Here is a 24344-nt window from a genome sequence, read left to right on the forward strand (position 1 = left end):
GTATTAAGCTGTTTTAACTTTTAGACGTTTCATTCTTCTTTTAATGTTTCCTTGCAACACATAATGATCTATGGTTGGTGCAAATACATTCATTAATAATATCGCAAGCATAACCCCTTCCGGATATGCAGGATTAAAGACTCTAATGAGAATTGATATAAAGCCTATTAAAAATCCATAGATCCACTTTCCTCTGTTGGTTTGTGATGCTGTAACAGGATCTGTGGCCATATACACAATTCCAAATGCCATACCTCCAATGAGAAGATGTTGCCAGAACTCCATATTCATTAAACTGAAGAACTTACTACTTTCAGAAATCCAACCTGCATCAGCAACACCGTTAAAAATAAGTCCCATTACCAAAGCACCTATGATAGACGAAAGCATAATACGCCAACTTCCTATTTTGGTAAATATTAAAAACAGTCCTCCTAACAGGATCAACAAAGTTGATGTCTCTCCAATAGAACCCGGAATAAAGCCATAGAACATGTCCATCACATCAAAACCTGCAGGATTCCCTTGGGCAAGACTACCTAAAATTGTTTCTCCGGAAATTGCGTCTGGTTGTCCTGTTGTTTCAACTGCTCCGTGTACCCACACCTTGTCACCACTCATCCAGGTTGGATAGGCAAAGAATAAAAAGGCACGAATCGTTAAAGCAGGGTTTAAGATATTCATTCCGGTACCACCGAATACTTCTTTTCCTATAACAACACCAAATATCACTGCAACCGTTAACATCCAAAGTGGAATATCAATAGGTACTATCAAAGGCACCAACATCCCTGTTACCAGATAACCTTCTTCTACTTCATGGCCTTTAATTACCGCAAATAAAAATTCTATTCCAAGACCAACTCCGTAAGAAATAAGTACAATAGGCAACACTTTCCAGGCACCTGTAGCAAAATTATCCCAGCTCCAGAATTCAGGGCTGAAAAATCCGGCACTTACCGCTTGAATATCTCCTGCACCCAAATGATGCTGGTAACCGGCATTGAATATCCCAAATATCAAACACGGAACCAAAGCCATGATCACCGTATTCATCGTACGTTTTAGATCGTCCGCTACTCGTACGTGACTGCCGGAATGTGTTATTTCATTTGGCAAGTATAAAAAGGTGTGTATCGCGTTAAACGCAGGTGACATCTTTTTACCTTTGTATTTCTCTTTTAGCGTATGTAATTTTTGTTTCAATCCCATAGCATTATCCTATTTCTTTATACATTAAATCAAGGCCCTTTCTAATGATTTCCTGGTGGGGCTGTTTTGATACACAAATAAACTCGGTGAGTGCAAAATCTTCTGGCGCGACCTCATACATCCCCAACACTTCCATTTGATCCAGATCCTGGACCATACAAGCTTTTAAAATTTGTAAAGGATAGATATCCATTGGGAATACTTCTTCGTAGTTCCCGGTAACTACAAATGCTCTATGCTCACCATTGGTATTTGTAGTCAAATTAAATTTCTTCTTCGGAAACATCCACGATAAAGTCATCGCTCTGGATACAGATATCTTATTGGCGATAGGTTTCATCCAACCCATGAAATCATAATCATCTCCTTCCGGAATGACACTTACAGTACTGCTATAATATCCCAAATGACCTTTTACCGATATCTTTTTCCCGGTTAATACATCTCCACTTATTGCTCGTTCATTTTCTCCGTTCAAACCGGAATCGTAAATAAATGTTGCAACCTCAGCTCCAATTTTTGTAGTATAATATTTTGGTGTTTTTACAGAAGATCCGGACAAAGCGATAACTCTTTCAGCATTAAACCTTCCTGTTGTGAATAGTTCACCTATAATCACTAAATCCTGAGCTGAAACTGTCCAAACTGTTTCTCCTTTATTAATTGGGTCCAACTTTGCAATTTGTGTTCCTACATTTCCTGCAGGGTGTGGCCCCGATACTTTGTGTATTATACAATCTTTAAGATCTGCAAAAGGAGAGGTCCCAGTTTTTCCAATTGCTATATGGACTGGGCCATCTGTCAATTTACTCAATCCCGTGACCGCAGCTTGCAATTGTTTTTCTTTACCTTGTAATGAAAAATCATAATCCGCTGCTAACGGAGCTGTTGCATATGCCGAAACAAAAATTGCTTTTGGTGCCACATCCGGATTTGCAATTACGTCATATGGACGCTGTTTTATAAAAGGCCAGCATCCAGAAGCAAGCAAGTGTTTCTTTATAGCTTCCGGCTCCATAGAGTCTGGATTAACAATTCCAAAATCTTTGTAAACATCTTGCTGGTCTGCATCTATTAAAAGCTCTGTAATGACACGCTTAGCTCCTCTTTCAATTTTGGTTAGGGTACCACTTACAGGAGAAACAAATTTAATTTCTTCCTTTGCTTTCGAATAAAATAAAACGTCTCCGGCTTGTAGTTTGTCTCCTTCTTTAACCACCATTTTTGGGGTGATTAAGTGAAAGTCTGAAGGTCTAATGGCAAAGGTTCTTGACCGCGGTGCGTTGGAAAGAGTTTTGTCCGCTTCGCCCTTCAATCTAATCGTAAGACCTTTTTTAATCTTAATGTCTTTGGACATAGGATGATTGTGTTAAAAATTTCTTTTTTCTCCCGAACAGATTTCGGGAGTGCAAATTTATAAATTTAAAGTAGCATCACATAATAATTATATATAATTTTCTTATAAAGTCGAAAGTGTATTTTTCGATAAAATTTAAGGCACAAAAATTGTTTATCTTTAGGCTCACAAAATTGCTTTTATGTTCAAAAAGACTTTCGCTTTTATTTTTTTAGCCTGTACGGTTTATCAGGCAATTTCTCAAGTTGAAGAAAAAGTAGCACCTCAATATATAAGTACCATCCAGTTTAGTGGAACAACCTCACAAAGTCAGCTCCCTATTATACGCTTGGGTGAACGGTTACAACTTTCTTTTGATGCACTAAATGGAGATGAAGAAGATTATTACTATGTAATTTCACATCATAATTTTGATTGGACCCCCAGTGACCTATCTAAAGGTGAATATCTTAATGGTTTTGATGAAGTGAGAATTGAAACTTATGAAAATTCATTGAATACACTTCAGATTTTTTCCCATTATACACTTAGCATTCCCAATAGAGAAACCAGAAGAATTACTAAAAGCGGGAATTATCTGATCAGTATATACAATGATGATAATGACCTAATATTTTCAAGAAAATTTATGGTTATGGAGACCATCGTTGGAGTGGATGTAGAAATTAAGAGATCTCGTGACCTAAAATATATTGAAGAAAAGCAAGTTGTTAACTTCACTGTTAATTCACCAACATTGTTACTGATCAACCCAAAACAGAATGTTAAAACCTTAATACTTCAGAACAGTAATTTAAAAACTGCTATTTTCAATTTAAAGCCTCAGTATACTATTGGAACAGAACTTATTTACAGATACGATAAGGAATCTGCTTTTTGGGGAGGAAATGAGTTTTTAAGCTTTGACAATAAAGATGTAAGGTCTGCGTCCTATGGTGTTAGAAAAGTAGAATTAAGCGACATTTACGAAAATTATATATTCACAAATGTTTCCCGAAAAAATCGCCCCTATACCTATAACCCGGATTTTAATGGAAACTTTATTGTAAGAAATATAGATGCTCAAAATCAGAATATAGAAGCTGAGTACGTCCGTATGCATTTTAACCTTCAGTATTTTGAGGATATTGGCGACAAAGAAATTCACGTCTATGGAAACTTTAATAACTGGACCATTGATGGAACCACCTATTTAGAATATGATAATACGAGTGATACCTTTAGAAACTCCAGACTCTTCAAACAAGGGTATTATGATTATAAGTATGTATTAGTAGATCGTGACGGCTCTATTGATGAAGGTGCCATTGGCGGAAATTTTTGGCAAACTGAAAATCAATATACTGTATTAGTATATTATAGAGATTTAGGAGGCCGCTATGACCGTATTATTGGTATGGGAACAGGAAGTTCCACAAACATTACCAATAACTAACAGGCAAAACATTATTATCTTTATAGTATGGACACTAACAAACCTGTAAAGAGTAATAGTAGAAAAGCTTTTAAATATCGTGGGGCAAAGTGTCTTAATTGTGGTCATCCATTAGATTTAAGCGATCGGTATTGTTCCTATTGTTCACAACTGAATACGAGCAAGCAACTCTCATTAAAAGATTTTTTTGGAGAATTTATCGGAAGTATTTTAACCTATGATTCACGCTTACGGTATACTATTAAAGACCTGCTATTAAAGCCCGGAACCATTACCAAAAATTATGTGCAAGGGCAACGTCTTAAATATGCCAATCCCTTTCGGTTCTTCCTAAGCGTTTCAATTATTTTCTTTTTAATTCAGGGGCTAATGACTTCTATTTCTCCTGATTTGAATTCTTTTATAAACCTTAACAATAATGGGAATGCTGTAACGCTTGACTCCCTCACGAATCAAAACATTGTGTATCAAAGTGAAAATGGAACAAATGATACTTTAAAGCTTTCTGAACTGGAGGTAATTACTAACAACAACATTATTCCTATTGAAACCAAAGAGGAAGAGGAGAGTTTTAAGTACATCTCTGAATCGGGTTTTGATACCATACAATGGTCCAACAGGTTTGTAGAACGTTTTGTTCTGTATCGTGATTTTTATAAGCTTCACAAAATAAAAGATGCATCAATTGCATTGGATAGCCTTAATCACAATAAAAGTGCTTACAATCGATGGGTTTATAACAAGAACAATTCCATTGACCGTATTGTAGAAGACCCTTTTGGGTTTGGAAATTATATGATGGGTAAAGTTCCTTTTTTCTTGTTTTTCTTCACACCCTTATTTGCATTTTTCTTTTGGATAATCTATTCTAAAAAAAAGTATACATATATGGAGCATATGGTTTTTATCTTCCATATTTTCAGCTTTTTATTTTTGGGAATGCTCATCTGCCTTATTCCGGATTTACTAATAGACACTGAAATCTTTGGTGGTATTTTAATAGGACTAATTGGCCCTTTTTACTTTTATAAAGCACTCCGTAACTTCTACAAACAAAGCCGTTTGATAACAATCATAAAATTTGTACTTTTAAACTTTGTATTTTGGTTTAGTTCATCTATTGCAGCACTATTATTTTTTGCGGTAACCGCAGCAGCATATTAAATGGTACAACAAGTAACACAAGGGATCAAAGTTTCGGTTGAAACTAGTTTTGAAGGCACATTTTATAAGAATTATAAAATGTACTACGCCTATGGTTATGTTATTACCATTGAAAATCAAGGAAAAGATACTGTACAGCTTACAGCGAGACACTGGAAAATTAAAGACGCTCTAAACAATGTTGAAATTGTTGAAGGTGAGGGTGTTATAGGAAAAAAACCTGTTCTTCAACCTGGCGAAAAACATATTTACAACAGTGGTTGCCTGTTACTTTCTCCTATAGGATCCATGAAGGGGTATTATGCTATGGTCAACTTTAGTACCACCAGAAAATTTCGGGTAGCAATTCCTTCCTTCAAATTAAGTGCGCCTTTTGCCATTAATTAAAAATACTAGCTAAAATCCAGCTTTGTTATCTCCTTTTTTTGCAGATCTTCATAACGCATTACTGTAGTTTCAGCTTTTATAATTTGTGTAATACTTTTGGTTTTCACAAAACCTCGATCCATAATGATATCTGTTTCAATATTTCCATCGCCTGCAGTTTTGTGAAAATGTAGCAATTCTACTTCGGAAGGGTTTAAATTTTCGAAAAGAAACTTTGAGAACCATTGCTCTCTCTTCCTTTTTACTTCTTGAGAATACAGTAATGAAGAAGACCAAATATGTGGGACAAGTGATTTTTCTTTAAAGTGCGAACTCATTCCATCCCAAACAAGTTCAAACAAACGCAGCTTTTTTTTCCATTCTACCATAATAATGGTAAAAGGCTCAATATCATTAAAGTTGTAGGTTTCAATTTTAGAAATGGCATCCTCCGAGGTTAACAAATCGGTCACAATGATACCACGACTCATTCTATATATATCCTTACGCTCATGCGCAGTAAAACCCCCATTCAGTAAACAGATTATTCTGCTTTGATTACTTGTGCCAATCCATGTACCTCCGGCTACTTCGTCTTTCGGAAACAATAATTCCACACCATTAACCCTATATTGTTGTGGTGAGATAGTACTACGGTCCGGAGCTTCATCTCTATTTGAAGTTAAAACAAAGCCTGTTGTTGCTTTTGGTATAAAAGTTACAGTACACATATTATAAGTGGTCTATTTTTGAAAAAGAAAATTACAAAAAAAGGTTGGTGTAAAACGTTAAGTATTCGTTAGAAGCTTTTCTATTTCCTTTTTGAAATTTGTACCTTTGCACCTTGCTTAATTAACAATACTATAAAAATAAATATACTGATGGGAAAAGGATTTTTTGAAGTACCAATAGCTGTTAACGAACCTGTAAAGGGATATGCTCCGGGCTCACCGGAACGCAAAGAAGTTTTAGCTACCTATAAAAAAATGTACGACAGTACTATAGAAGTACCTATGTACATTAATGGTAAAGATGTTAAAACAGGAGATACAGCTACCATGTCACCTCCTCACGAGCATAAACATATATTAGGAAACTATCACAAGGCCGAAAAAAAGCATATTACCGAAGCTATCGAAACAGCTTTAGAAGCTCGTAAATTGTGGGCAAACATGCCTTGGGAACAACGCGCAGGTATTTTTCTTCGTGCTGCGGAGTTGATCGCAGGCCCATACCGTGCAAAAATTAATGCCGCAACTATGCTGGGGCAGTCAAAAAATATTTATCAGGCAGAAATTGATGCTGCTTGTGAATTAATTGACTTTTTACGATTTAATGTTCAATTTATGACCGAAATCTATGCCGAGCAACCAGAATCTACTTCTGGAGCTTGGAACAGATTGGAGTATCGGCCACTGGAGGGTTTTATATATGCCATCACTCCTTTTAACTTTACAGCCATTGCAGCTAATTTACCTGCAAGTGCTGCATTGATGGGAAATGTAGTGGTTTGGAAACCAAGTGACAGCCAGGTATATTCTGCCAAAATAATCTTAGATGTTTTTAAAGAAGCAGGAGTCCCTGCAGGAGTTATAAATATGGTAATGGGTGATCCGGTGATGATTACAGATACTTTACTTGCCAGCCCGGATTTTAGTGGAATTCACTTCACGGGCTCTACTCATGTTTTTAAAAATATCTGGCAAAAAATAGGAACCAACATACATAACTACAAAACCTATCCCCGTATCGTTGGAGAAACAGGAGGAAAAGATTTTATTGTCGCACACAAGTCGTCAAATCCACAACAAGTAGCCACTGCTATTTCCAGAGGTGCATTTGAATTTCAAGGGCAAAAATGTAGCGCGGCAAGCAGGTGCTATATTTCAAGAGAAATTTGGGAAGATGTAAAAGAATTATTGATTGCAGATGTCAATTCTTTTAAAATGGGATCTCCCGAAGATATGAGCAATTTTATTACAGCAGTAATTCACGAAGGCTCTTTTGATAAATTGTCAAACTATATAGACCAAGCTAAGAAAGACAGTAATGCTGAAATAATTGTTGGTGGAGGCTATGATAAAAGTGAAGGGTATTTTGTAGAACCTACGGTTATTGTGACCGAGGACCCCAATTATACAACAATGTGTACAGAACTCTTCGGACCTGTAGTTACTATCTATGTTTTTGAAGATAACGACTGGGAAAAAACATTACACCTTGTTGATGAAACCGGTGAATATGCTTTAACAGGGGCTGTATTTAGTGAAGATCGTTATGCATTGGAGAAAGCAGTACATATTTTAGAAAATGCTGCCGGAAACTTTTATATTAATGACAAGCCTACCGGAGCCGTTGTTGGACAGCAACCTTTTGGTGGTGCAAGAGCAAGTGGAACCAATGATAAAGCAGGAAGTAAATTAAATCTTTACCGATGGATCTCGCCCAGAATGATTAAAGAAACATTTGTTTCGCCAACAGATTACAGATATCCCTTTTTAGGATGAAATAATTAAGGATACCTAATTTAAAATAAAAAAGCCATCCGCCTTAGGCGGATGGCTTTTTTTATCAGAATATCATTATTCTATTCGTATTCTTTGTCTTCATTTATATCAGCAAACTGAGAATTTCTTGCAGTGTTATCTGCACTTACAACCATTGCTATAAGCTCAAGGTTTGCCGCTACATATTCAGAAGGGATCGTTACGGTAAAACTTCTTGTATAAGTATCAAAAGAAGCAGTAGCATCAATCTCATCTCCTAATATATTAGTAAGAGACATCCTTAACACTTCATTATGTTCAAAATCGGGAATTGGATTCCCCATTTGATAAAAAGGACTTGTTGGGTCGGTATCATAATAATTTGTTTGGTCGTGTATCAACCCGTTTTCGGTTAAATAAAGTACTAATTTATCTCCCGGCATCGATCCGTTTTCGTAAACTACTTTTACATCAACCGTAAGAGTAGTTCCTGTCAATTGAGAGTTAACAGCAATTGCAAGATCGGTTTCTTCTCCGGCAATACCAATTATATCACTAGTTGCATACGGTATGCTCCATGTCGTTGTTCTGTTAATTCTGGCAGCAGGAAGTCCGAGTACACCAAATTCAGCTTTTAATAAACCAACCTGATCAAAATGATATGGATCCGGGTTACTGTTTGCTGTTTCATGGATAGCAACAATAGATACATCACTAGTAGCAGCATGTGCATCTACGATAGCGGCAGCAACACTTGGGCAATATCCACACCAAGTACCTGTATAGTCTTCTAATACAACTTTACGCTTCGGCACAAAGACAACAAATGATTTGGTTTCTGTAGTTTCAGTAGTCCCTGATACATCGTATTCTGCATATACATCGAAACTACCTTCGGTAGCAGACGAATATGTATTTCCGGATATTTCCGTATCATTCACATAGAAAGTAGCTTCAGATGTAACATCGTTTCCGTCTGAATCTACCATAGTAAATGTGATTGTTTGGTTCCGAAACGCTTTTGCATGGTCTACTAAAATAGTTCTTTCATCAGCATCAATTACATCAAAACTTAATGAGTTACTACTTATTCCTAAATAGGAAGCATACACTTCGAAATTTCCTTCGGCATCAAAAACGTAATTGGCTCCGGTTATTTCATTTTGGTTTACATAAAACACTGCATCGCTGGTATAATCAACTCCATCATCTCCTTTGACAATAAAATTTAAAGATTCATTAACCACCAAAACATTATCCTGAGAATCACTGGTAAGTTCTAAACTTGCAAAACTTCCACCTCCAACAAGAGGTACATTCTCTTCTTTTTTACTACAAGAAATTATAGTAACTATTGATAGAATTAGAGAAATTTTAAAAAAAAATTTGGTATTCATGATTGTGGCATTTGATTTGTATATGCAATAATACTAGTTTTTTAAAAGAATTTATATTAAGAAATGAAAAAAAATGACTTATAAAATTTTATTTATTCTTTTTTAAAGAAAATTAACTAATATTGCCTAATTAATAAAACCTGAACTCATGAACAAAATTGTATTCCTTTTATCTGTTTTAGTAACATTTAGTGCTTTCTCTCAGGAAGATTTACCTAATGTAGATCTTACTACCATGGAGGGAGGTACAATTAGTGTCAAAGACGCAACCCAACAAGATAATGTAGTGATCGTATCCCTCTGGGCTACTTGGTGTGTTCCTTGTTTAAAAGAACTGGACGCCATTAGTGAAGTATATGATGAATGGCAAGCTGAAACCAGTGTTGAGCTTATAGCTGTTTCTGTTGATGACAGCCGTACCGTAAAACGTGTTAAACCCTTAATTAATGGTAAAGGATGGGATTATACAATCTTACTTGATTCTAATAACGACTTTAAGCGTGCTCTTGGTGCTGCAACTGTTCCGTTAACTTTATTAATTAAAGACAGCCAGATTGTTTACAGGCACTCGGGGTACAGCCCAGGTGCAGAAGATGAACTGTATGAAAAAATCAAAGAGTACTCAAATTAATTTACTTATTACTTAACCAACCAATCTTTTTTGAATGAAATACTTAATCTTTTCTTTCGCTATTCTATGCAGCGGATTTACGTTTGCACAAGACAATGGATATTTTTTTGGAGGACTGGAGTCAAACTCTCAGTGGCTTTTGGATGACGACGGCATCAATTTTGTAACACCGGAAGACCAATTCAGGTCCAACAATTACGTACAACTTAACTACAGTTTAGGTAAGTTTACGGCCGGTGTACAGTATGAATCTTATTTGCCTTCTTCTTTACTGGGATACTCTCCTGTTTATGATAATGGTAATAACATTGCAACCTATTACTTAAACTTTAAAAACGAAACACTTGATATAACCGGTGGATTTTTCTACGAACAGTTTGGAAGTGGCCTTATATTACGTGCCTGGGAGGATAGACAATTAGGTGTTAATAATGCACTTAAAGGAGTTAGAGTGAACTTTCAGGCCACAAAAGATCTTGAGCTTACAGGTGTTTACGGACAACAACGAAATGGGTTTGTTGTTTCTGAAGGTGTTATTCAAGGAGTTGATGCCAACTTCGATCTTAGCTCCGCTTTAAAAATTGAAGAGGTAGACCTTAAATTGGGAGCCAGTTATGTAGCCCGTTATCAAGATCGAGGTACCAATGAAGCTATTCCAAGTAATGTAAATGCTTATGGAGGAAGATTGGATTTTATTTGGGATAACTTTTACGGAGGTGTTGAAGCCATTACAAAAGGTCCGGATGCTATTGCCAATGAAGGCCAATTGGTTTCTAATAAATTGTATGATGGAACCGCCTTACAGGTAAACTTAGGGTTTGCAAAAAAGGGAATTGGCGTAAACAGTACATTTAGACGCCTTGAGAACTTTAGTTTTTATAGTGACCGCCTGGCGGAAGGTAATGTTTTCAATGAGCTAATAGTCAACTATGTCCCTGCATTGACAAAGCAGCAGGATTATCTCCTAACAAATATATATGTCTACAATGCCCAACCGCGTTTGATTGTTGAAACTTTTGACCAAAGAGCCGGTGAAGTGGGTTCTCAAACAGATATATTCTATTCTTTCAAAAAAGGGACTACTCTTGGAGGAAAATATGGTACTAAATTGGCTTTTAATTTTTCGTATTGGGCTGGTTTAGATGCTGAATTTAATATTCCTAACCGTTGGTATGAAGCAAAATTCATTGGAAATGGACCAAGACTATACAGAGACTGGAGTGTGGAAATTAAGAAACGATGGACTCCAAAGTTTAACTCTGTTATTACATTTCAGGACGTAATCATTGATAAAGGTGTTACCCTTGGAGGTCCAGTAGGAGTTCAAGGAGATATTAAAGCTAAGATTGGTGTTCTAGAAGGTATTTTCAAATTTAAAGGAAGTAAATCTTTAAGAGTAGTAGGACAACACTTATGGAGCGATCAGGATAGAAAAAACTGGGCTGCAGGAGTATTGGAATATAACTTCTCCTCAAAATTAGGAGTGTATGTTGCAGATTCATGGAATTATGGTGGAGAAGAAGAAATCCACTATTATAATCTGGGTGGAAGTTATTCTAAAGGAAGAACTCGTGTAGGTGTTAATTACGGACGCCAAAGAGGAGGATTGATATGTGTGGGAGGTGTATGTCGTTTTGTTCCTGAGAATACAGGCCTAAGTGCTAATCTTGTAGTTACCTTCTAAAAAAAGAATTTAAACATAAAAAAAGCCGATAACAGAATTGTTATCGGCTTTTTTTATGTTAGAAATAATATTGTTTATCTAACAACTATCTTGGTTGTTTGAGAAACACCTCTATTATTTGTGAAATGTAAAAGATACATTTGAGATCTTAAATTTGAAACATTGATCGATTGTTGTCCAACACTTAATGTCTCTTGCTGTACTACTCTTCCCTGTAGGTCATAGATTACCAGATTAACATCTTCATTGATAGTTATGTCAAGTTCACTTGTTACAACGGTAGACTTTACAGCAACATCAAGTTTATTTATATCATTTACGCTCAATGCAGCAGGATCATAACGGTAGGTCATAGATAAAGGAGTACCTATCTCATTTCCTCCACCATCTACCTGATAAAATCTAAAAACATATTCTATAATATCAGTTCCATTTCCAGGATCTGAATTATACATATGATTTCCTGCTAATGTTTGTCCACCTGGAGCAATAGTAATAACATCACTTCCCGGAGGGTACACCTGGCCAATAACAATACCAGTATAACACAATCCAAAACATAGTTCCATTTGCGAACCGTCAGCATTTAGTGCACTTACAAATTCAATTTTCATATTAATATCATCTGTAGCAGAGGTATTATTAACAAAGAAGTCTAAAGAAGCTTCAGGATAAGTAATTACTCCATATGTAACAACATCTCCATCAACTATAGGATTTCCGTCATGATCTTCAACAGTATATTGTGCAGTCACAGTGATTGCAACAAATAACATGCATAGTAATAGTAAATTCTTTTTCATTTTAATAAATATTTAAGTTAATACAGTATTTTTTAGCTTTTTGATGACTAAATCATTTAGCTAAAATACTTTTTTTTTATTAAAAACATCATAATAATTAACTGATTTCAAAGTCAGTATCTACATTTCACTAATCTTAAGCAAATACCCATAACCACTAAGATCAAAAAAAAATTATTTTTTTATTCCTACCAGTTTAATGGGATAACTCTGTTTAAAAGCTGTTCGAAAAGAAAAATATAAAGTGCTATTGAAATCCGGATCGTGATGTATTATAAAACTTGTTTTTTAACGCCAATTTTGTATCTTTAACAATTAATTCGCTCTTTTTTTATGAAAAAGAAGAATTTGTCTAAACTAAATCTAATTAATTAAAAAATTAAAGAAATGCTAAAAAAAATACCCGCTATTTTAGTATTTATGTGTCTGGCGACCTTTGCTTATGGTCAAACGATAGTAAGTACTACTCCTGAAAACAAGAAAGTAATCCTTGAGGAATTTACAGGTATACATTGTGTATTCTGCCCACAAGGCCATGCTATTGCGCAAGCAATACAAGACAACAATCCCGGAAATGTATTTTTGATTAACATCCACACAGGTAGTTTTTCAAATCCTGGTGCAGGTGAGCCTGATTTTAGAACTCCTTTCGGATCAGCTCTTGCCAATCAATCTGGTCTGGTAGGATATCCTGCTGGTACAGTAAACCGTCATATATTCCCTGGTCAATCACAGAGTGGTGGAAACCACACTGCTATGAGTAGAGGTAACTGGACTGGTACATCGAATACAACACTTGGAGAAGCTTCTTACGTTAACGTAGCTGTAGAAGCAGAAATTGATGTTTCAAACAATGAGCTTACTGTTCATGTGGAAGCATATTATACAGGTGACAGCCCGGAAGCTTCTAACTTATTGAACGTTGCTCTACTACAAAACAACACCTTAGGGCCACAAACCGGAGGGAATATGGGCGATGAATATGTTCACCAGCACAGATTAGTACATTTGGTTACAGGACAATGGGGAGCTTCTATTTCTCCTACTACTACGGGAACCTTTATTGATGAGACCTATACATATACAATCCCTGCAGACTATAATGGAGTACCTGTAGAATTAGCAGATTTGGAAGTAGTTGCTTTTATTAGTGAAACGCAGCAGGAAATTCCTAGTGGAGCCGGAGCTTATCCAACCTATGTAGGATTTGCAAATGCCAATGATGCTTATGCCAGATATGTAGAGGACATTGATGACCAATGTGGTTTTGATATATCTCCTAAGGTGAATATCCAAAATGTGGGTGGTGATGAATTAACTGCAGTAACAATTAACTATTCTGTGAATGGTGGACCAACTCAATCATATGATTGGACAGGTTCTCTTCTTTCTTTACAGAATGAAACTGTTGAGTTACCTCCAATCTCTTACACAATTCAAACTAATAATTCAGTAGAGATCACTTTAGAGAATGACGAAAACAATGCAAACAATGTTACAAATAAGACCTTTGATACTGCTATAGAAGGTACTGGTACTGTATTTATGATATTAAATACTGACAACGCTGGTAGCCAATGTACATGGGATGTTGTAGATTCTTCAGGAACTACCGTTTACAGTGGAGGTCCTTATGGAAACAATGAAACCATTAACGAAACATTTAGTTTACCAGCTGAGTGCTACAAATTTAGCGTGTATGATTCCGGCGGAAACGGTGGAGGTTCTATAGTATTATATGATACAAACAATGATGTATTATACAATAGTAGTGGAAACTACGGTGCTGGGGACTCTGGCAACTTCTCTTCTGACGGAACATTAGGCATCGGCGATAATGCACTTGAAGGTATTCGTTTGTATCCTAACCCTACCAATTCAATCTTGAATATATCTAATGCTGCAGCTTCAACTGTAGAGATTTATAATTTATTAGGACAACTTGTTGCAACTAAAACAAACATCTCTAATAATGACCAGATTGAAGTTTCACGTTTACAAGCTGGAACTTACCTTGTTAAAGTTTCAAAAGACAATGCTGTTAAAGTAGATAAATTGATTATTTCTAAATAATATTTAACAGTTTACATTAGTATTTTAAAACTCCGGCAGATTTGCCGGAGTTTTTTATTTAAGTATATAGTTTCCCCTATCCTTTATATTTTAAGGGAAGGTGCACTAGACATTTAGTTTCAAAAAAATCTTCTTTAAAAAAATCGCTCAGTGGATAGATTCTCGCTTTGGGGAATAAAGAAAGTTCTTCTGTAAGTTCACCTCCTTTTAGATAAAGGATGCCATTTTTGAACTCATGGTTGCTTTTTTTAGCCACCCTGTTCTTTACCCAATGCACAAAGGTTTCCATTTGTGCTACAGCCCGGCTTACTATAAAATCGTATTGGTCTGGTATTGTTTCTACACGTGTGTTGGTGATCTTTACATTTCGCAATTCCAACCCTTTGGAAACTTCCTCCACAACTTTTATTTTTTTCCCAATACTATCCACTAAATGAAAATGTGTTTCAGGGAACAGGATTGCCAGAGGAATACCCGGAAATCCTCCGCCGGTTCCAACATCCAGTATTTTAGCTCCGGGTTTAAAGGGTTGTATTTTGGCTATTCCTAAAGAATGTAGAACATGTCTTAGATATAGTTCCTCGATATCTTTTCGAGAAACAACATTAATTTTTAAGTTCCAGTCCTTATATAATTCGCTCAATTTAGCAAACTGTTGCTGTTGTTTTTCAGAAATATCAGAAAAGTAATTGAGAAGTAATTCCATAGTAAGTTATCAACTGCAAAAGTAGGGTTTCTTTAATAAATTTATGATTTCATTGTACTGTTTTACAAGGAAGATGTGTATTTTAGCGCTTTCCTTTAAAGGAATCCCCATTTAAAACAAAATTATTTTGAGAAAAACACAAATATCCTTCTCGAGAGTTGATTCTGCTAAGTTTTTTAAAACACTCAACAAACGAGTAAATAACTATTTTAAGGAAAATAACATTTCCCGTAATGGTAATTGGAAATTACATCTCAAAACTGTAGTGATGTTTTCCTTATTTTTAACTCCTTACTTTTTATTTTTGACACTTAATTTCCCCTGGTGGGCTCAATTATTGCTTACTATAGTTATGGGTGTCGGTATGGCAGGAGTTGGTATGAACGTAATGCATGATGCCAATCATGGCGCATACTCCTCTAAAAAATGGATCAATAAGATAATGGGGGGAAGTATGTATATTCTTGCCGGAAATGTTTATAACTGGCAGGTTCAACACAATGTACTACACCATACGTATACAAATATTCACGGACATGATGAAGACCTGGAAGCTGGAAGAATCCTTAGGTTTTCAGAACATTCCAAATGGAACAGGTTTCACAGGTTTCAACATTACTATAGTGTCTTTTTTTATGGGTTACTTACTATTAATTGGGTTTTAACGTCAGATTTTCTTCAGACGAAACGGTATCTCGCTCAAAAATTAGCTTACGGTAAACTCCCAAAACCTGCAACTCAATGGAGTGTATTAATTATTACAAAATTGATTTATGCAGCTATTTGGATATTAATCCCTATACTTTTCTTCGATATAGCGTGGTGGAAAATATTGATTGGCTTTTTTATTATGCACTATGTAGCAGGCTTGATTTTAAGTATCGTTTTTCAATTAGCGCACGTAGTAAAAGAAGCAGAAGTAATGCTGCCGGACCCGTCAGGAACCATGAAAAATACCTGGGCAATTCATCAGCTGTTCACTACTGTTAATTTTTCAACTAAGAACAAAATTATGAATTGGTTTACCGGTGGGTTAAACCACCAGGTGGAGCATCATATTTTCCCAAATATAAGCCACATTCATTACTCAAAGATTTCTGAAATAGTAAGACAGACAGCTCGAGAATTTAACTTGCCCTACAACGAATATAAAACTACACGAAAGGCAATTATTGCTCATTTTAAACATTTAAAAGAAATGGGATTAAAACCTGTAGTCCCTGCTTAGAGTTATGAACCCAAAACTTTCTAACCGTGTCAACAAAATGGCCACTTCTGCAACCTTGGCCATGGCGGCAAAAGCACGAGAATTACGAGAAGAAGGAAAAGACATCATTGGCTTGAGTCTTGGAGAACCGGATTTCACAATACCCGAATTTGTAAAGGAAGCTGCTATTCAAGCCATAAAAGATGATTACCATGCGTATACTCCTGTAGACGGCTACAGAGATTTAAAACTGGCCATTATTACCAAGTTTAAGCGTGATAATAATCTTACATATTCACCTTCCCAAATTGTAATATCTACCGGTGCAAAGCAATCACTTGCAAATTTGGCCATGGTACTGCTTAATGAAGGTGATGAAGTATTATTGCCAGCTCCATATTGGGTAAGTTATAGTGATATTAGTAAAGTAGCTGGCGGTATACCCGTAGAAATACCTACTTCCATTGAAACCGATTTTAAGATCACTCCGGAAGCTTTAAAGGCTGCTATAACCTCCAAGACCAAAATGATGATCTACAGCTCTCCATGTAATCCCAGTGGCTCTGTATATAGTCGTGAAGAATTACGAGCTCTGGCAGATGTTCTGGTGAAGTATCCTGATATCATTGTGGTAAGTGATGAAATATACGAACACATCAATTTTACTGAAGGACATGCCTCTATAGCACAGTTTGAAGATATGTATGACCGAACTGTAACTGTAAATGGTGTTTCCAAAGCGTATGCAATGACCGGATGGCGTATTGGGTATATTGGCGCTCCCGAATATATTGCTCGTGCCTGTAATAAGATGCAAGGGCAAATTACAAGTGGTGCAAATTGTATTGCACAAAGAGCGACTATCACTGCTTTGGAAAATTCGCCCAGTAAAATTCAATATATGGTAGATGCCTTCAAAGAAAGACGGGGGATGGTTTTACAGTTACTCTCTGAAATTCCCGGATTCAAAACCAACGAACCTGAAGGTGCTTTCTATGTATTCCCCGATATTTCGTATTACTTCGGAAAAACCCTTCGCGGAAAAAAAATTAATTCTGCATCCGATTTTTCACTATATCTTCTGGAAGAAGCCAATGTAGCAACAGTTACCGGTGAAGCTTTTGGGGATGCAAATTGCATTAGGATATCCTATGCTGCTTCAGAAACAGAAATTAAAGAAGCTATGAGAAGAATTCGAGAAGCAGTTATCTGAACTATTAAACTATGATCGTAAAATAAAAAGCTCACTAGTTTCCTAGTGAGCTTTTTATTTTAAAAGGATATCCAAATTATTTGATTATCAAACTTTTATTAGCAGATCCTAAATCTGTGTTCACATTCACTATATAAGCTCCACTGGATAGGTTTGCATCAATTTTTATAGAATTACCATCAAAACTATTGGTGTATACTAATTTTCCAACAACACTATAAATATTAACTACTGCACTGGTTGTAGCATTATTTAATTTTAAATTAATGGTAGAACCATTACTTGGATTTGGAAACAATTGAAAGCTTACTTCTAATGCATCATCTTCAACTCCTAATACAGGTGTACAAGGGTCTGGGGTAGGGTCAAAACCAACCGGAAACGTTGATTCCAAAAGTGACATAGAAATACTTCCATTCCAAATATCCTTTTCTAAGAGAGTGTTATTTGGGCCAATAAGACAAAAGGTTGGATATGCAGCTACTCCAAAGTTATTATCTACAGCAGCGCTACCTCCTTCATTCGATGCTGCAGGAGCATGCTCAAAAGGACCACCATAAGTTTCTTCATAGGCGATAACTTGCGCATCATTGTCATTACCATTATTTATGGAAAGACAATATACTTCTCCTTCATTACAACCGTATTTATCATAAAATTCGCTAAAAACCGGTTGATTTACTTGGCATGGTACACAAGCCACAAAAAAGAAATCTAAATAAACATATTTTCCTTGAGCAGTAATACTATAAAGATTGTGTTCATTTCCATCAGTATCGGTTACGGTAAAATCATCTACAACATCTCCTACATTGTAGTTTTGAACTTGTGCATTTATAGATAAGCCAAATACAATAAATGCTAATAATAAAGTAATTTTTTTCATGATCGGGTAGTTTAAAAGTTTATCTAAAACTACAAATATATTGTTTAAAAACAAGGGGTTAAGCTTCCTTTTCATACATAAAGAAAGAAGTTTTTTTCAATTTCGCTTCTGCTAGCTTTACCTGTCTGCTACCCTACTTTTTTAATAGGAATATTATTATTTTCAAAAAAAATTATACAATCGCCTCTTTGAAGCTATTTTTGTGTAAGTATTATATACCAAACAAATAAAAATATATTAAAATCTATTCCATGTTTACATCTTTTCAAAATTGTGAGCCTAAAGAAATTGCTCCGGGATTTACAGCCCGTTTTATTCATACAGATCTACAAACTCATGCATTAGTAACTATAAAAAAAGGGGCTGTTCTTCCTGAGCATTCTCATATACATGAACAAGTTTCACAAGTTATGGAAGGTGAATTTGAATTAACTATTGACGGAAAAACCAAACTTTGTAAAAAAGGAGATGTAGCTATTATAAGTTCAAATAATAATCACTCAGGAAAAGCACTGACATCTTGTGTAATCTTTGACGTTTTTACACCTGCAAGAGAAGACTACAAATAGTTACCTGTTCCTCCAGAAGAAAGGTGTTAGTAAAATTAATACTGTAAAGAGCTCCAAACGGCCTATGAGCATTAAAAAGCAAGACCACAATTTTGTTAAATCCGGTAAGTTTCCATAATTATTTACCGGGCCTAAGTCGCCTAATGCAGGGCCTACATTGCCTAAAGTAGATGCAGCAGCACCCAAAGCAGTATCAAAATCAAGTCCCAGCCAGGAAAAAACCAGTACACCAACAATAAACGAAAGCATATACAAAATAAAAAAACCTAATATGTTAAATACAATAGGTTGCTGTACCGCTTTGTTGTTATACCTAACCGGTAAGACTGCATGCGGATGTAGTGTCCTCTTAAACTCCATAATCCCATTCTTTACCATGATCAAATGGCGTACAATTTTCACCCCCCCTGCGGTAGACCCGGAAGAACCTCCTAAAAACATTAAACAGAAAAAGAAGATGGTCAAAAAGGGTGTCCACAGCATATAATCTGCTGTGATAAAACCTGTAGTGGTTACAACTGCAAGTACCTGGAACAATCCATGACGCACAGCACTTTCAAATTCTCCCCAAACCATAGGATGTGCAATGCTGGAATCTGTAATATCACCTTGAAAATAAATCACTAATGAAGCTACAATTGTAAATACAAGGATAGCATATCCATACAAGCGGAATTCTTCATCTTTAAATATTTTGCTAAACTTGGTTTTAAAGGCAAAATAACTTAGTACAAAATTCGTTCCCGCCAAAAACATAAAGAACATTATAATGTACTGTATTAAAGGTTGTCCGTTCCAGTGAGCAACACTAGCATTTTTAGTAGAAAAACCTCCTGTACTAAGAGTACTAAGTGAATGGTTTATGGCATCAAAAAAACTCATGCCGGCGATCTTTAGAAGTATAGTTTCTGCTATGGTATACCCCACATAGATAAGCCATAAACGTTTCGCTGTATCTGTAATCCGCGGATGTAATTTATCTCCTCCGGGGCCCGGAGCTTCAGCAGCAAAGAGTTGCATCCCTCCTATTCCCAGTAAAGGTAAAATAGCAATTGCCAATACAATAATACCCATTCCTCCTATCCAGTGAGTGATGCTACGCCAAAAAAGCACTCCGTTGGGAACACTTTCAATATCACTTAAAATGGTGGCCCCTGTAGTAGTATACCCACTCATAGTTTCAAAAAAAGCATTTGTAAAACTCGGAATAGCACCGGTAAACACATAAGGAAGTGTTCCTGCCAAGGACATAAATATCCAACCAAAAGTTACAATAATGTACCCTTCTCTTTTTTGAATTTCTTTACGATGATTACGAGTGGCAAGCATGACAGCTCCACCAAGAATAAGAGTAACTACCCCGGCTAAGAACATTTCTTTAACTACACCATCTTCATAAGCAAAACTCACCAAAGTAGCCAATAACATAAAGCCTCCATTAACGGTAAGTAAAAGCCCCATTAAATGAAAGATAATTTTAAAATTAATCCTGGAAATTGAACGCATTACACAAAGAGTTTTTCAACTTTGGCAATAGATTGTGGTAAACAGCATACTACGATACGGTCACCGCTTTGTATTTTAAAATCACCTAAAGCTATGATACCTTCACCGTTTCTAACTACTCCTCCAATAATTGCAGACCTCGGAAAGTCAATCTCTTTAACAATCATATCGCAAACTTTTGAAGTAGGAGAAACAATAAATTCCAAAAGTTCTGCATTCATGTTATTCAACTTTGTCATTGCTACTACTTCCCCTTTTCTAACATAGCGGAAAATATTATTTGCCGCTAAAAGCTTCTTGTTGATGAGTGTATCTATCCCTATAGAATGTGATAACTGAAAGTAATCCATATTTTCAACCAAGGCAATGGTCTTTTTAACTCCTTTAGATTTGGCAACCAGACAGGACATAATATTGGTTTCACTGTTTCCTGTTACTGAAATAAAAGCATCCATATCTCCTATAGATTCTTCCTGAAGCAATTCGACATTTCTTCCATCACCATTAATCACCAGGCAATTTGGGAGATCATCGGCAATCTCAAATGCTTTATTTTTATCGTTTTCGATTAGTTTTACGTTAAAACTGTTTTTACAAAGATCATTAGCCGTTTTACATCCAATATTACTTCCACCTAAGATCATTACATTTTTAATTTCCTCTCTTACTTTTCCACTCAATTTATAAATATGATCAACCCCGGCCCTGGTAGTTGTAAAATAAACCTGATCCCCTTCTTTGAACTTTGTATCCCCACGCGGAATAAGCGTATACTGTGTACCGTAGCGTTGTATGGCAATTGGCACATATTTCAACTCAGGATATTCTTTGCCAACTTCTCTTACGGTTTTACCTACAAAAGCTGTCGTTCTTGAAAGAGAAAGCCCAATCATGGTAAGTGCACCACCTTCAAACTCATACGTATCATTAAAAGCACTTTGGTTAAGAAGTAATTCTATTTCATTAGCTGCAAGAGATTCGGGAGAGATCAATTCGTCAATACCAAATTTTGTAAATCCAACTTCGTCTTTATTCTCAATAAATTCGGTATTTGAAATACGGGCGATGGTCCGTTTCGCTCCTAGTTGTTTTGCTAAAACACAAACAGTAATATTGGTGGTTTCACTGGAAGTAACTGCAATCACCAGATCTGTACGTGCTACTTTAGAATCCCGCAACACCGAAATTGATGTAGCATCTCCCCTAATAACACGAATATCCAAATGTGTATCGGCATAGGCCAAAGAATCCCTATTGGTATCTATAAGTGTAATATCTTGGGACTCGAAAGAAAGGAGTTTTGCTAAATGAAATCCAACCTCGCCGGCGCCGGCAATAATAATTTTCATAAAATCTTAAGCAATAGGTGCCACAAAGGTATAGAATTTAATACAATTGGCACATAATCAAATATAATTCTATTAAACAGATGATTAGTTTACAAATTGTAAAAAAATGGTAGCTTTGCAGCCGCTATTTACTATGAGTGAGAAAGTAAAACCATATAAAGATTCCAATCTCAACAAGAAGAAACAGGTTGAGCAAATGTTTGATACAATTTCCGGTAATTACGACGGGCTTAACCGTTTAATTTCATTGGGAACAGACAACAAATGGAGAAAAAAAGTCATTAAAATGGTGACTGAAAAAAAACCGGATACAATTCTGGATATTGCTACAGGAACCGGAGATCTTGCTATTAAATTTGCTGAAAAAACAAATACTTCAAAAATTGTAGGTTTGGACCTTTCCGAAGGAATGCTTAGTATCGCAAGAAAAAAGGTTTCGGGTACTTCTCTTAAAAATACCATAGAATTTATAAAAGGAGATTCTGAAGCTTTGCCTTTTGAAAGCAACTCGTTTGAAGCAATAACAGTCTCTTTTGGGATACGAAATTTTGAAGATCTGGAAAAAGGGCTTTCAGAAATTTACAGGGTATTAAAGCCTGATGGGTTATTTGTTATTCTGGAAACCTCGGTTCCAACAAAATTTCCCTTTAGACAAGGATACTTTTTTTATTGTAAAGGTTTATTACCTTTTATTGGTAAAATCTTTTCAAAAGATAAAGTAGCCTACAAATATTTAAGCGAAAGTGCCTCTGTTTTTCCCTATGGAGAAAAACTCAACAATATTTTAAGAAAAATAGGGTTTATAGAGGTGAAAAATAAACCACAAACTTTTGGCGTGGCTACAATTTATAACGCCACCAAATAATTATGAAGAAATTATTTTTTGTATTAGCAATTATTTTGTTTGCACAAAGTGTACAAGCACAATTATTCAGCAAAGAGAGATTGGCAAATCTGGAAAATTTTGACAATCGTTTTCTTACCTGGGGTTATTTTTTAGGCTTTAATGCTTATGATTTTAAGTTCGATTATATCGATCAGAATACAGATGCCAATACCGATGTGCTTGTAGAAGGACAATCCGGATTCAATGTAGGGCTTATTGGTGATATGCGTATCAATAATCATGTAAATCTACGGTTAGAACCAGGGCTGTATTATACCCAACGAAATCTTACGTTTCCGGGGTTTGAAGAAGAAAAGGATTTTTTACGGGAAGTGAAATCAACCTATATTCACGTTCCCTTACTGGTAAAACTATCTACTAAAAGATTGAACAATATCCGTCCTTTTATTGTCGCCGGGATTTCCACATCGCTCAATTTATCAAGCAACCAGAAGAACCCTGATGATAATTCAAATGGAGAATTTAGAATGACCAATAGCACAAGTTATTACGAACTTGGGTTTGGGATAGACTTCTATCTATACTACTTTAAGTTTACGCCTTCAATTCGTGGAGTGTTTGCTATGAGTGATGAATTAGTTAAGGATGCAGACCCCAATAGCCCCTGGACAAGCAATATAGAGACAATGGCAACCAGAGGTATTTTTGTCAATTTTACGTTTCAGTAAACCGCCTGAATTCACTTAACAAAATTGCCGTTGCCGTTGCCACATTCAGGCTTTCGGCATCATGCTGTTCTCCAAATTGTGGGATAGTGATTTTTTCCCGTACTAATGCCGTGACCTCTTCAGAAATTCCATTAGCTTCATTACCCATCACTACAATGGCTTCTTCTGGCATTCTGTTAGAATACACATTAACACCTTGCATATAAGCACCATAAACCGGTAAAGAAGTATTTTTTAAAAATTCTGAAAGAACAACATACCTAAGCTGAACTCTTGCAATAGAGCCCATGGTTGCCTGTATGACTTTTGGATTGTAGCAGTCTGCTGTATCCTTTGAACATATCAGTTGCGTCACTCCAAACCAATCACACAGTCGAACAATAGTACCCAAATTCCCCGGGTCACGGACAGCATCCAGAGCCACTATTAATCCTTTGTCACTTATTTCTTTTTGTTCAGGAATCTCAAAAATCGCCAATGAAGTATTGGCAGTCTTCAGAAAACTTAATTTCTGGAGCTCTGTTTCTGTAACCTGAAAATGATTTTCAGAAGGCTTTAAGGTCTTTTCTGTAGAAAAAAGAGAATGCAGTTGTAATCCGGCTGTTAGAAATTCAGCAATAACTTTCGGACCTTCAGCAACAAAAAGTCCGGTTTTATCTCGGTACTTTTTTTGTTGTAAACTCGTTATTAATTTTATTTGACCTTTACTTACCAAAATATAGTAT

The 24344-nt window shown here is 35.9% G+C and carries 22 protein-coding genes; 12 read left to right on the forward strand and 10 right to left on the reverse strand.

What is annotated here, in order from left to right; genetic code table 11:
• Positions 1-3: 3 nt before the first annotated feature.
• Positions 4-1212 carry an NADH:ubiquinone reductase (Na(+)-transporting) subunit B gene (locus tag ACY2RT_RS04585; RefSeq protein ID WP_490154701.1) on the reverse strand — a complete coding sequence of 403 codons (1209 nt, stop codon included), beginning with the start codon at positions 1210-1212 and terminating at the stop codon, positions 4-6.
• A 4-nt stretch (positions 1213-1216) separates the two neighbouring features.
• On the reverse strand, positions 1217-2569 hold the full coding sequence (locus tag ACY2RT_RS04590) for a Na(+)-translocating NADH-quinone reductase subunit A (RefSeq protein ID WP_490154702.1): 1353 nt from the start codon (positions 2567-2569) through the stop codon (positions 1217-1219).
• A 181-nt stretch (positions 2570-2750) separates the two neighbouring features.
• On the opposite strand from ACY2RT_RS04590, the gene ACY2RT_RS04595 reads away from it, so the two are divergent.
• From ACY2RT_RS04595 to apaG, 3 genes are read left to right on the forward strand one after another with little or no spacing between them, the layout of a single operon-like run.
• A complete protein-coding gene (locus tag ACY2RT_RS04595) occupies positions 2751-4004 on the forward strand; it encodes a type IX secretion system plug protein (RefSeq protein WP_490154703.1) in 1254 nt (417 codons plus the stop codon).
• 27 nt (positions 4005-4031) lie between these two features.
• Positions 4032-5168 carry a DUF3667 domain-containing protein gene (locus ACY2RT_RS04600; RefSeq protein ID WP_490154704.1) on the forward strand — a complete coding sequence of 379 codons (1137 nt, stop codon included), beginning with the start codon at positions 4032-4034 and terminating at the stop codon, positions 5166-5168.
• Positions 5169-5555: a Co2+/Mg2+ efflux protein ApaG gene (gene apaG, locus ACY2RT_RS04605; protein ID WP_490154705.1), complete on the forward strand. Its 387-nt coding sequence runs from the start codon at positions 5169-5171 to the stop codon at positions 5553-5555.
• A 5-nt stretch (positions 5556-5560) separates the two neighbouring features.
• Here the strand turns inward: apaG and ACY2RT_RS04610 are convergent, their stop codons facing one another.
• Complete coding sequence (locus ACY2RT_RS04610; RefSeq protein WP_490154706.1) at positions 5561-6265, reverse strand: NRDE family protein; 705 nt, start codon at positions 6263-6265, stop codon at positions 5561-5563.
• A 150-nt stretch (positions 6266-6415) separates the two neighbouring features.
• Here ACY2RT_RS04610 and pruA point away from each other — a divergent pair, with 150 nt between their 5' ends.
• Positions 6416-8041, forward strand: coding sequence for an L-glutamate gamma-semialdehyde dehydrogenase (gene pruA, locus ACY2RT_RS04615; protein WP_490154707.1), 1626 nt, complete (start codon positions 6416-6418; stop codon positions 8039-8041).
• 80 nt (positions 8042-8121) lie between these two features.
• Here pruA and ACY2RT_RS04620 read toward each other — a convergent pair whose 3' ends face one another.
• The gene (locus ACY2RT_RS04620) at positions 8122-9417 is read right to left on the reverse strand and encodes an Omp28-related outer membrane protein (RefSeq protein WP_490154708.1); all 1296 of its coding nucleotides are present in this window, start codon (positions 9415-9417) and stop codon (positions 8122-8124) included.
• 148 nt (positions 9418-9565) lie between these two features.
• Between ACY2RT_RS04620 and ACY2RT_RS04625 the strand changes: the two genes are divergently transcribed.
• Positions 9566-10048, forward strand: a complete 483-nt coding sequence (locus ACY2RT_RS04625) for a TlpA family protein disulfide reductase (RefSeq protein ID WP_490154709.1) — start codon at positions 9566-9568, stop codon at positions 10046-10048.
• 34 nt (positions 10049-10082) lie between these two features.
• The gene (locus ACY2RT_RS04630) at positions 10083-11732 is read left to right on the forward strand and encodes a DUF6029 family protein (protein ID WP_490154710.1); all 1650 of its coding nucleotides are present in this window, start codon (positions 10083-10085) and stop codon (positions 11730-11732) included.
• Positions 11733-11806: 74 nt separating this feature from the next.
• Here ACY2RT_RS04630 and ACY2RT_RS04635 read toward each other — a convergent pair whose 3' ends face one another.
• A complete protein-coding gene (locus ACY2RT_RS04635; protein WP_490154711.1) occupies positions 11807-12535 on the reverse strand; it encodes a T9SS type A sorting domain-containing protein in 729 nt (242 codons plus the stop codon).
• 387 nt (positions 12536-12922) lie between these two features.
• Here ACY2RT_RS04635 and ACY2RT_RS04640 point away from each other — a divergent pair, with 387 nt between their 5' ends.
• Complete coding sequence (locus tag ACY2RT_RS04640; protein WP_490154712.1) at positions 12923-14608, forward strand: T9SS type A sorting domain-containing protein; 1686 nt, start codon at positions 12923-12925, stop codon at positions 14606-14608.
• A gap of 76 nt (positions 14609-14684) precedes the next feature.
• On the opposite strand, the gene rsmG is transcribed toward ACY2RT_RS04640, so the two are convergent.
• Positions 14685-15314, reverse strand: coding sequence for a 16S rRNA (guanine(527)-N(7))-methyltransferase RsmG (gene rsmG / locus ACY2RT_RS04645; RefSeq protein WP_490154713.1), 630 nt, complete (start codon positions 15312-15314; stop codon positions 14685-14687).
• Positions 15315-15441: 127 nt separating this feature from the next.
• Here rsmG and ACY2RT_RS04650 point away from each other — a divergent pair, with 127 nt between their 5' ends.
• Complete coding sequence (locus tag ACY2RT_RS04650; protein ID WP_490154714.1) at positions 15442-16542, forward strand: fatty acid desaturase family protein; 1101 nt, start codon at positions 15442-15444, stop codon at positions 16540-16542.
• Positions 16543-16546: 4 nt separating this feature from the next.
• On the forward strand, positions 16547-17734 hold the full coding sequence (locus tag ACY2RT_RS04655) for a pyridoxal phosphate-dependent aminotransferase (RefSeq protein ID WP_490154715.1): 1188 nt from the start codon (positions 16547-16549) through the stop codon (positions 17732-17734).
• Positions 17735-17810: 76 nt separating this feature from the next.
• Here ACY2RT_RS04655 and ACY2RT_RS04660 read toward each other — a convergent pair whose 3' ends face one another.
• Complete coding sequence (locus tag ACY2RT_RS04660; RefSeq protein WP_490154716.1) at positions 17811-18620, reverse strand: T9SS type A sorting domain-containing protein; 810 nt, start codon at positions 18618-18620, stop codon at positions 17811-17813.
• Positions 18621-18871: 251 nt separating this feature from the next.
• Between ACY2RT_RS04660 and ACY2RT_RS04665 the strand changes: the two genes are divergently transcribed.
• Positions 18872-19189 carry a cupin domain-containing protein gene (locus ACY2RT_RS04665; protein WP_490154717.1) on the forward strand — a complete coding sequence of 106 codons (318 nt, stop codon included), beginning with the start codon at positions 18872-18874 and terminating at the stop codon, positions 19187-19189.
• Here ACY2RT_RS04665 and ACY2RT_RS04670 read toward each other — a convergent pair whose 3' ends face one another.
• A complete protein-coding gene (locus ACY2RT_RS04670; RefSeq protein ID WP_490154718.1) occupies positions 19190-20695 on the reverse strand; it encodes a TrkH family potassium uptake protein in 1506 nt (501 codons plus the stop codon). It abuts the gene before it with no gap.
• A complete protein-coding gene (gene trkA / locus ACY2RT_RS04675) occupies positions 20695-22044 on the reverse strand; it encodes a Trk system potassium transporter TrkA (protein ID WP_490154719.1) in 1350 nt (449 codons plus the stop codon). The genes ACY2RT_RS04670 and trkA overlap by 1 nt, the downstream gene beginning before the upstream one ends.
• Positions 22045-22177: 133 nt before the next feature.
• Here trkA and ubiE point away from each other — a divergent pair, with 133 nt between their 5' ends.
• Both ubiE and porT read left to right on the forward strand, forming a co-directional pair.
• Complete coding sequence (gene ubiE / locus ACY2RT_RS04680) at positions 22178-22909, forward strand: bifunctional demethylmenaquinone methyltransferase/2-methoxy-6-polyprenyl-1,4-benzoquinol methylase UbiE (protein ID WP_490154928.1); 732 nt, start codon at positions 22178-22180, stop codon at positions 22907-22909.
• 2 nt (positions 22910-22911) lie between these two features.
• Positions 22912-23619 carry a type IX secretion/gliding motility protein PorT/SprT gene (gene porT, locus ACY2RT_RS04685; RefSeq protein ID WP_490154720.1) on the forward strand — a complete coding sequence of 236 codons (708 nt, stop codon included), beginning with the start codon at positions 22912-22914 and terminating at the stop codon, positions 23617-23619.
• Here the strand turns inward: porT and ACY2RT_RS04690 are convergent.
• Entirely contained in the window at positions 23606-24334 is a 729-nt protein-coding gene (locus ACY2RT_RS04690) for a TrmH family RNA methyltransferase (RefSeq protein WP_490154721.1), read from the reverse strand. The two genes, porT and ACY2RT_RS04690, sit on opposite strands and share 14 nt — an antisense overlap.
• Positions 24335-24344 lie beyond the last annotated feature (10 nt).

The sequence above is a fragment of the Ulvibacter sp. 2210JD10-4 genome (assembly GCF_058148525.1).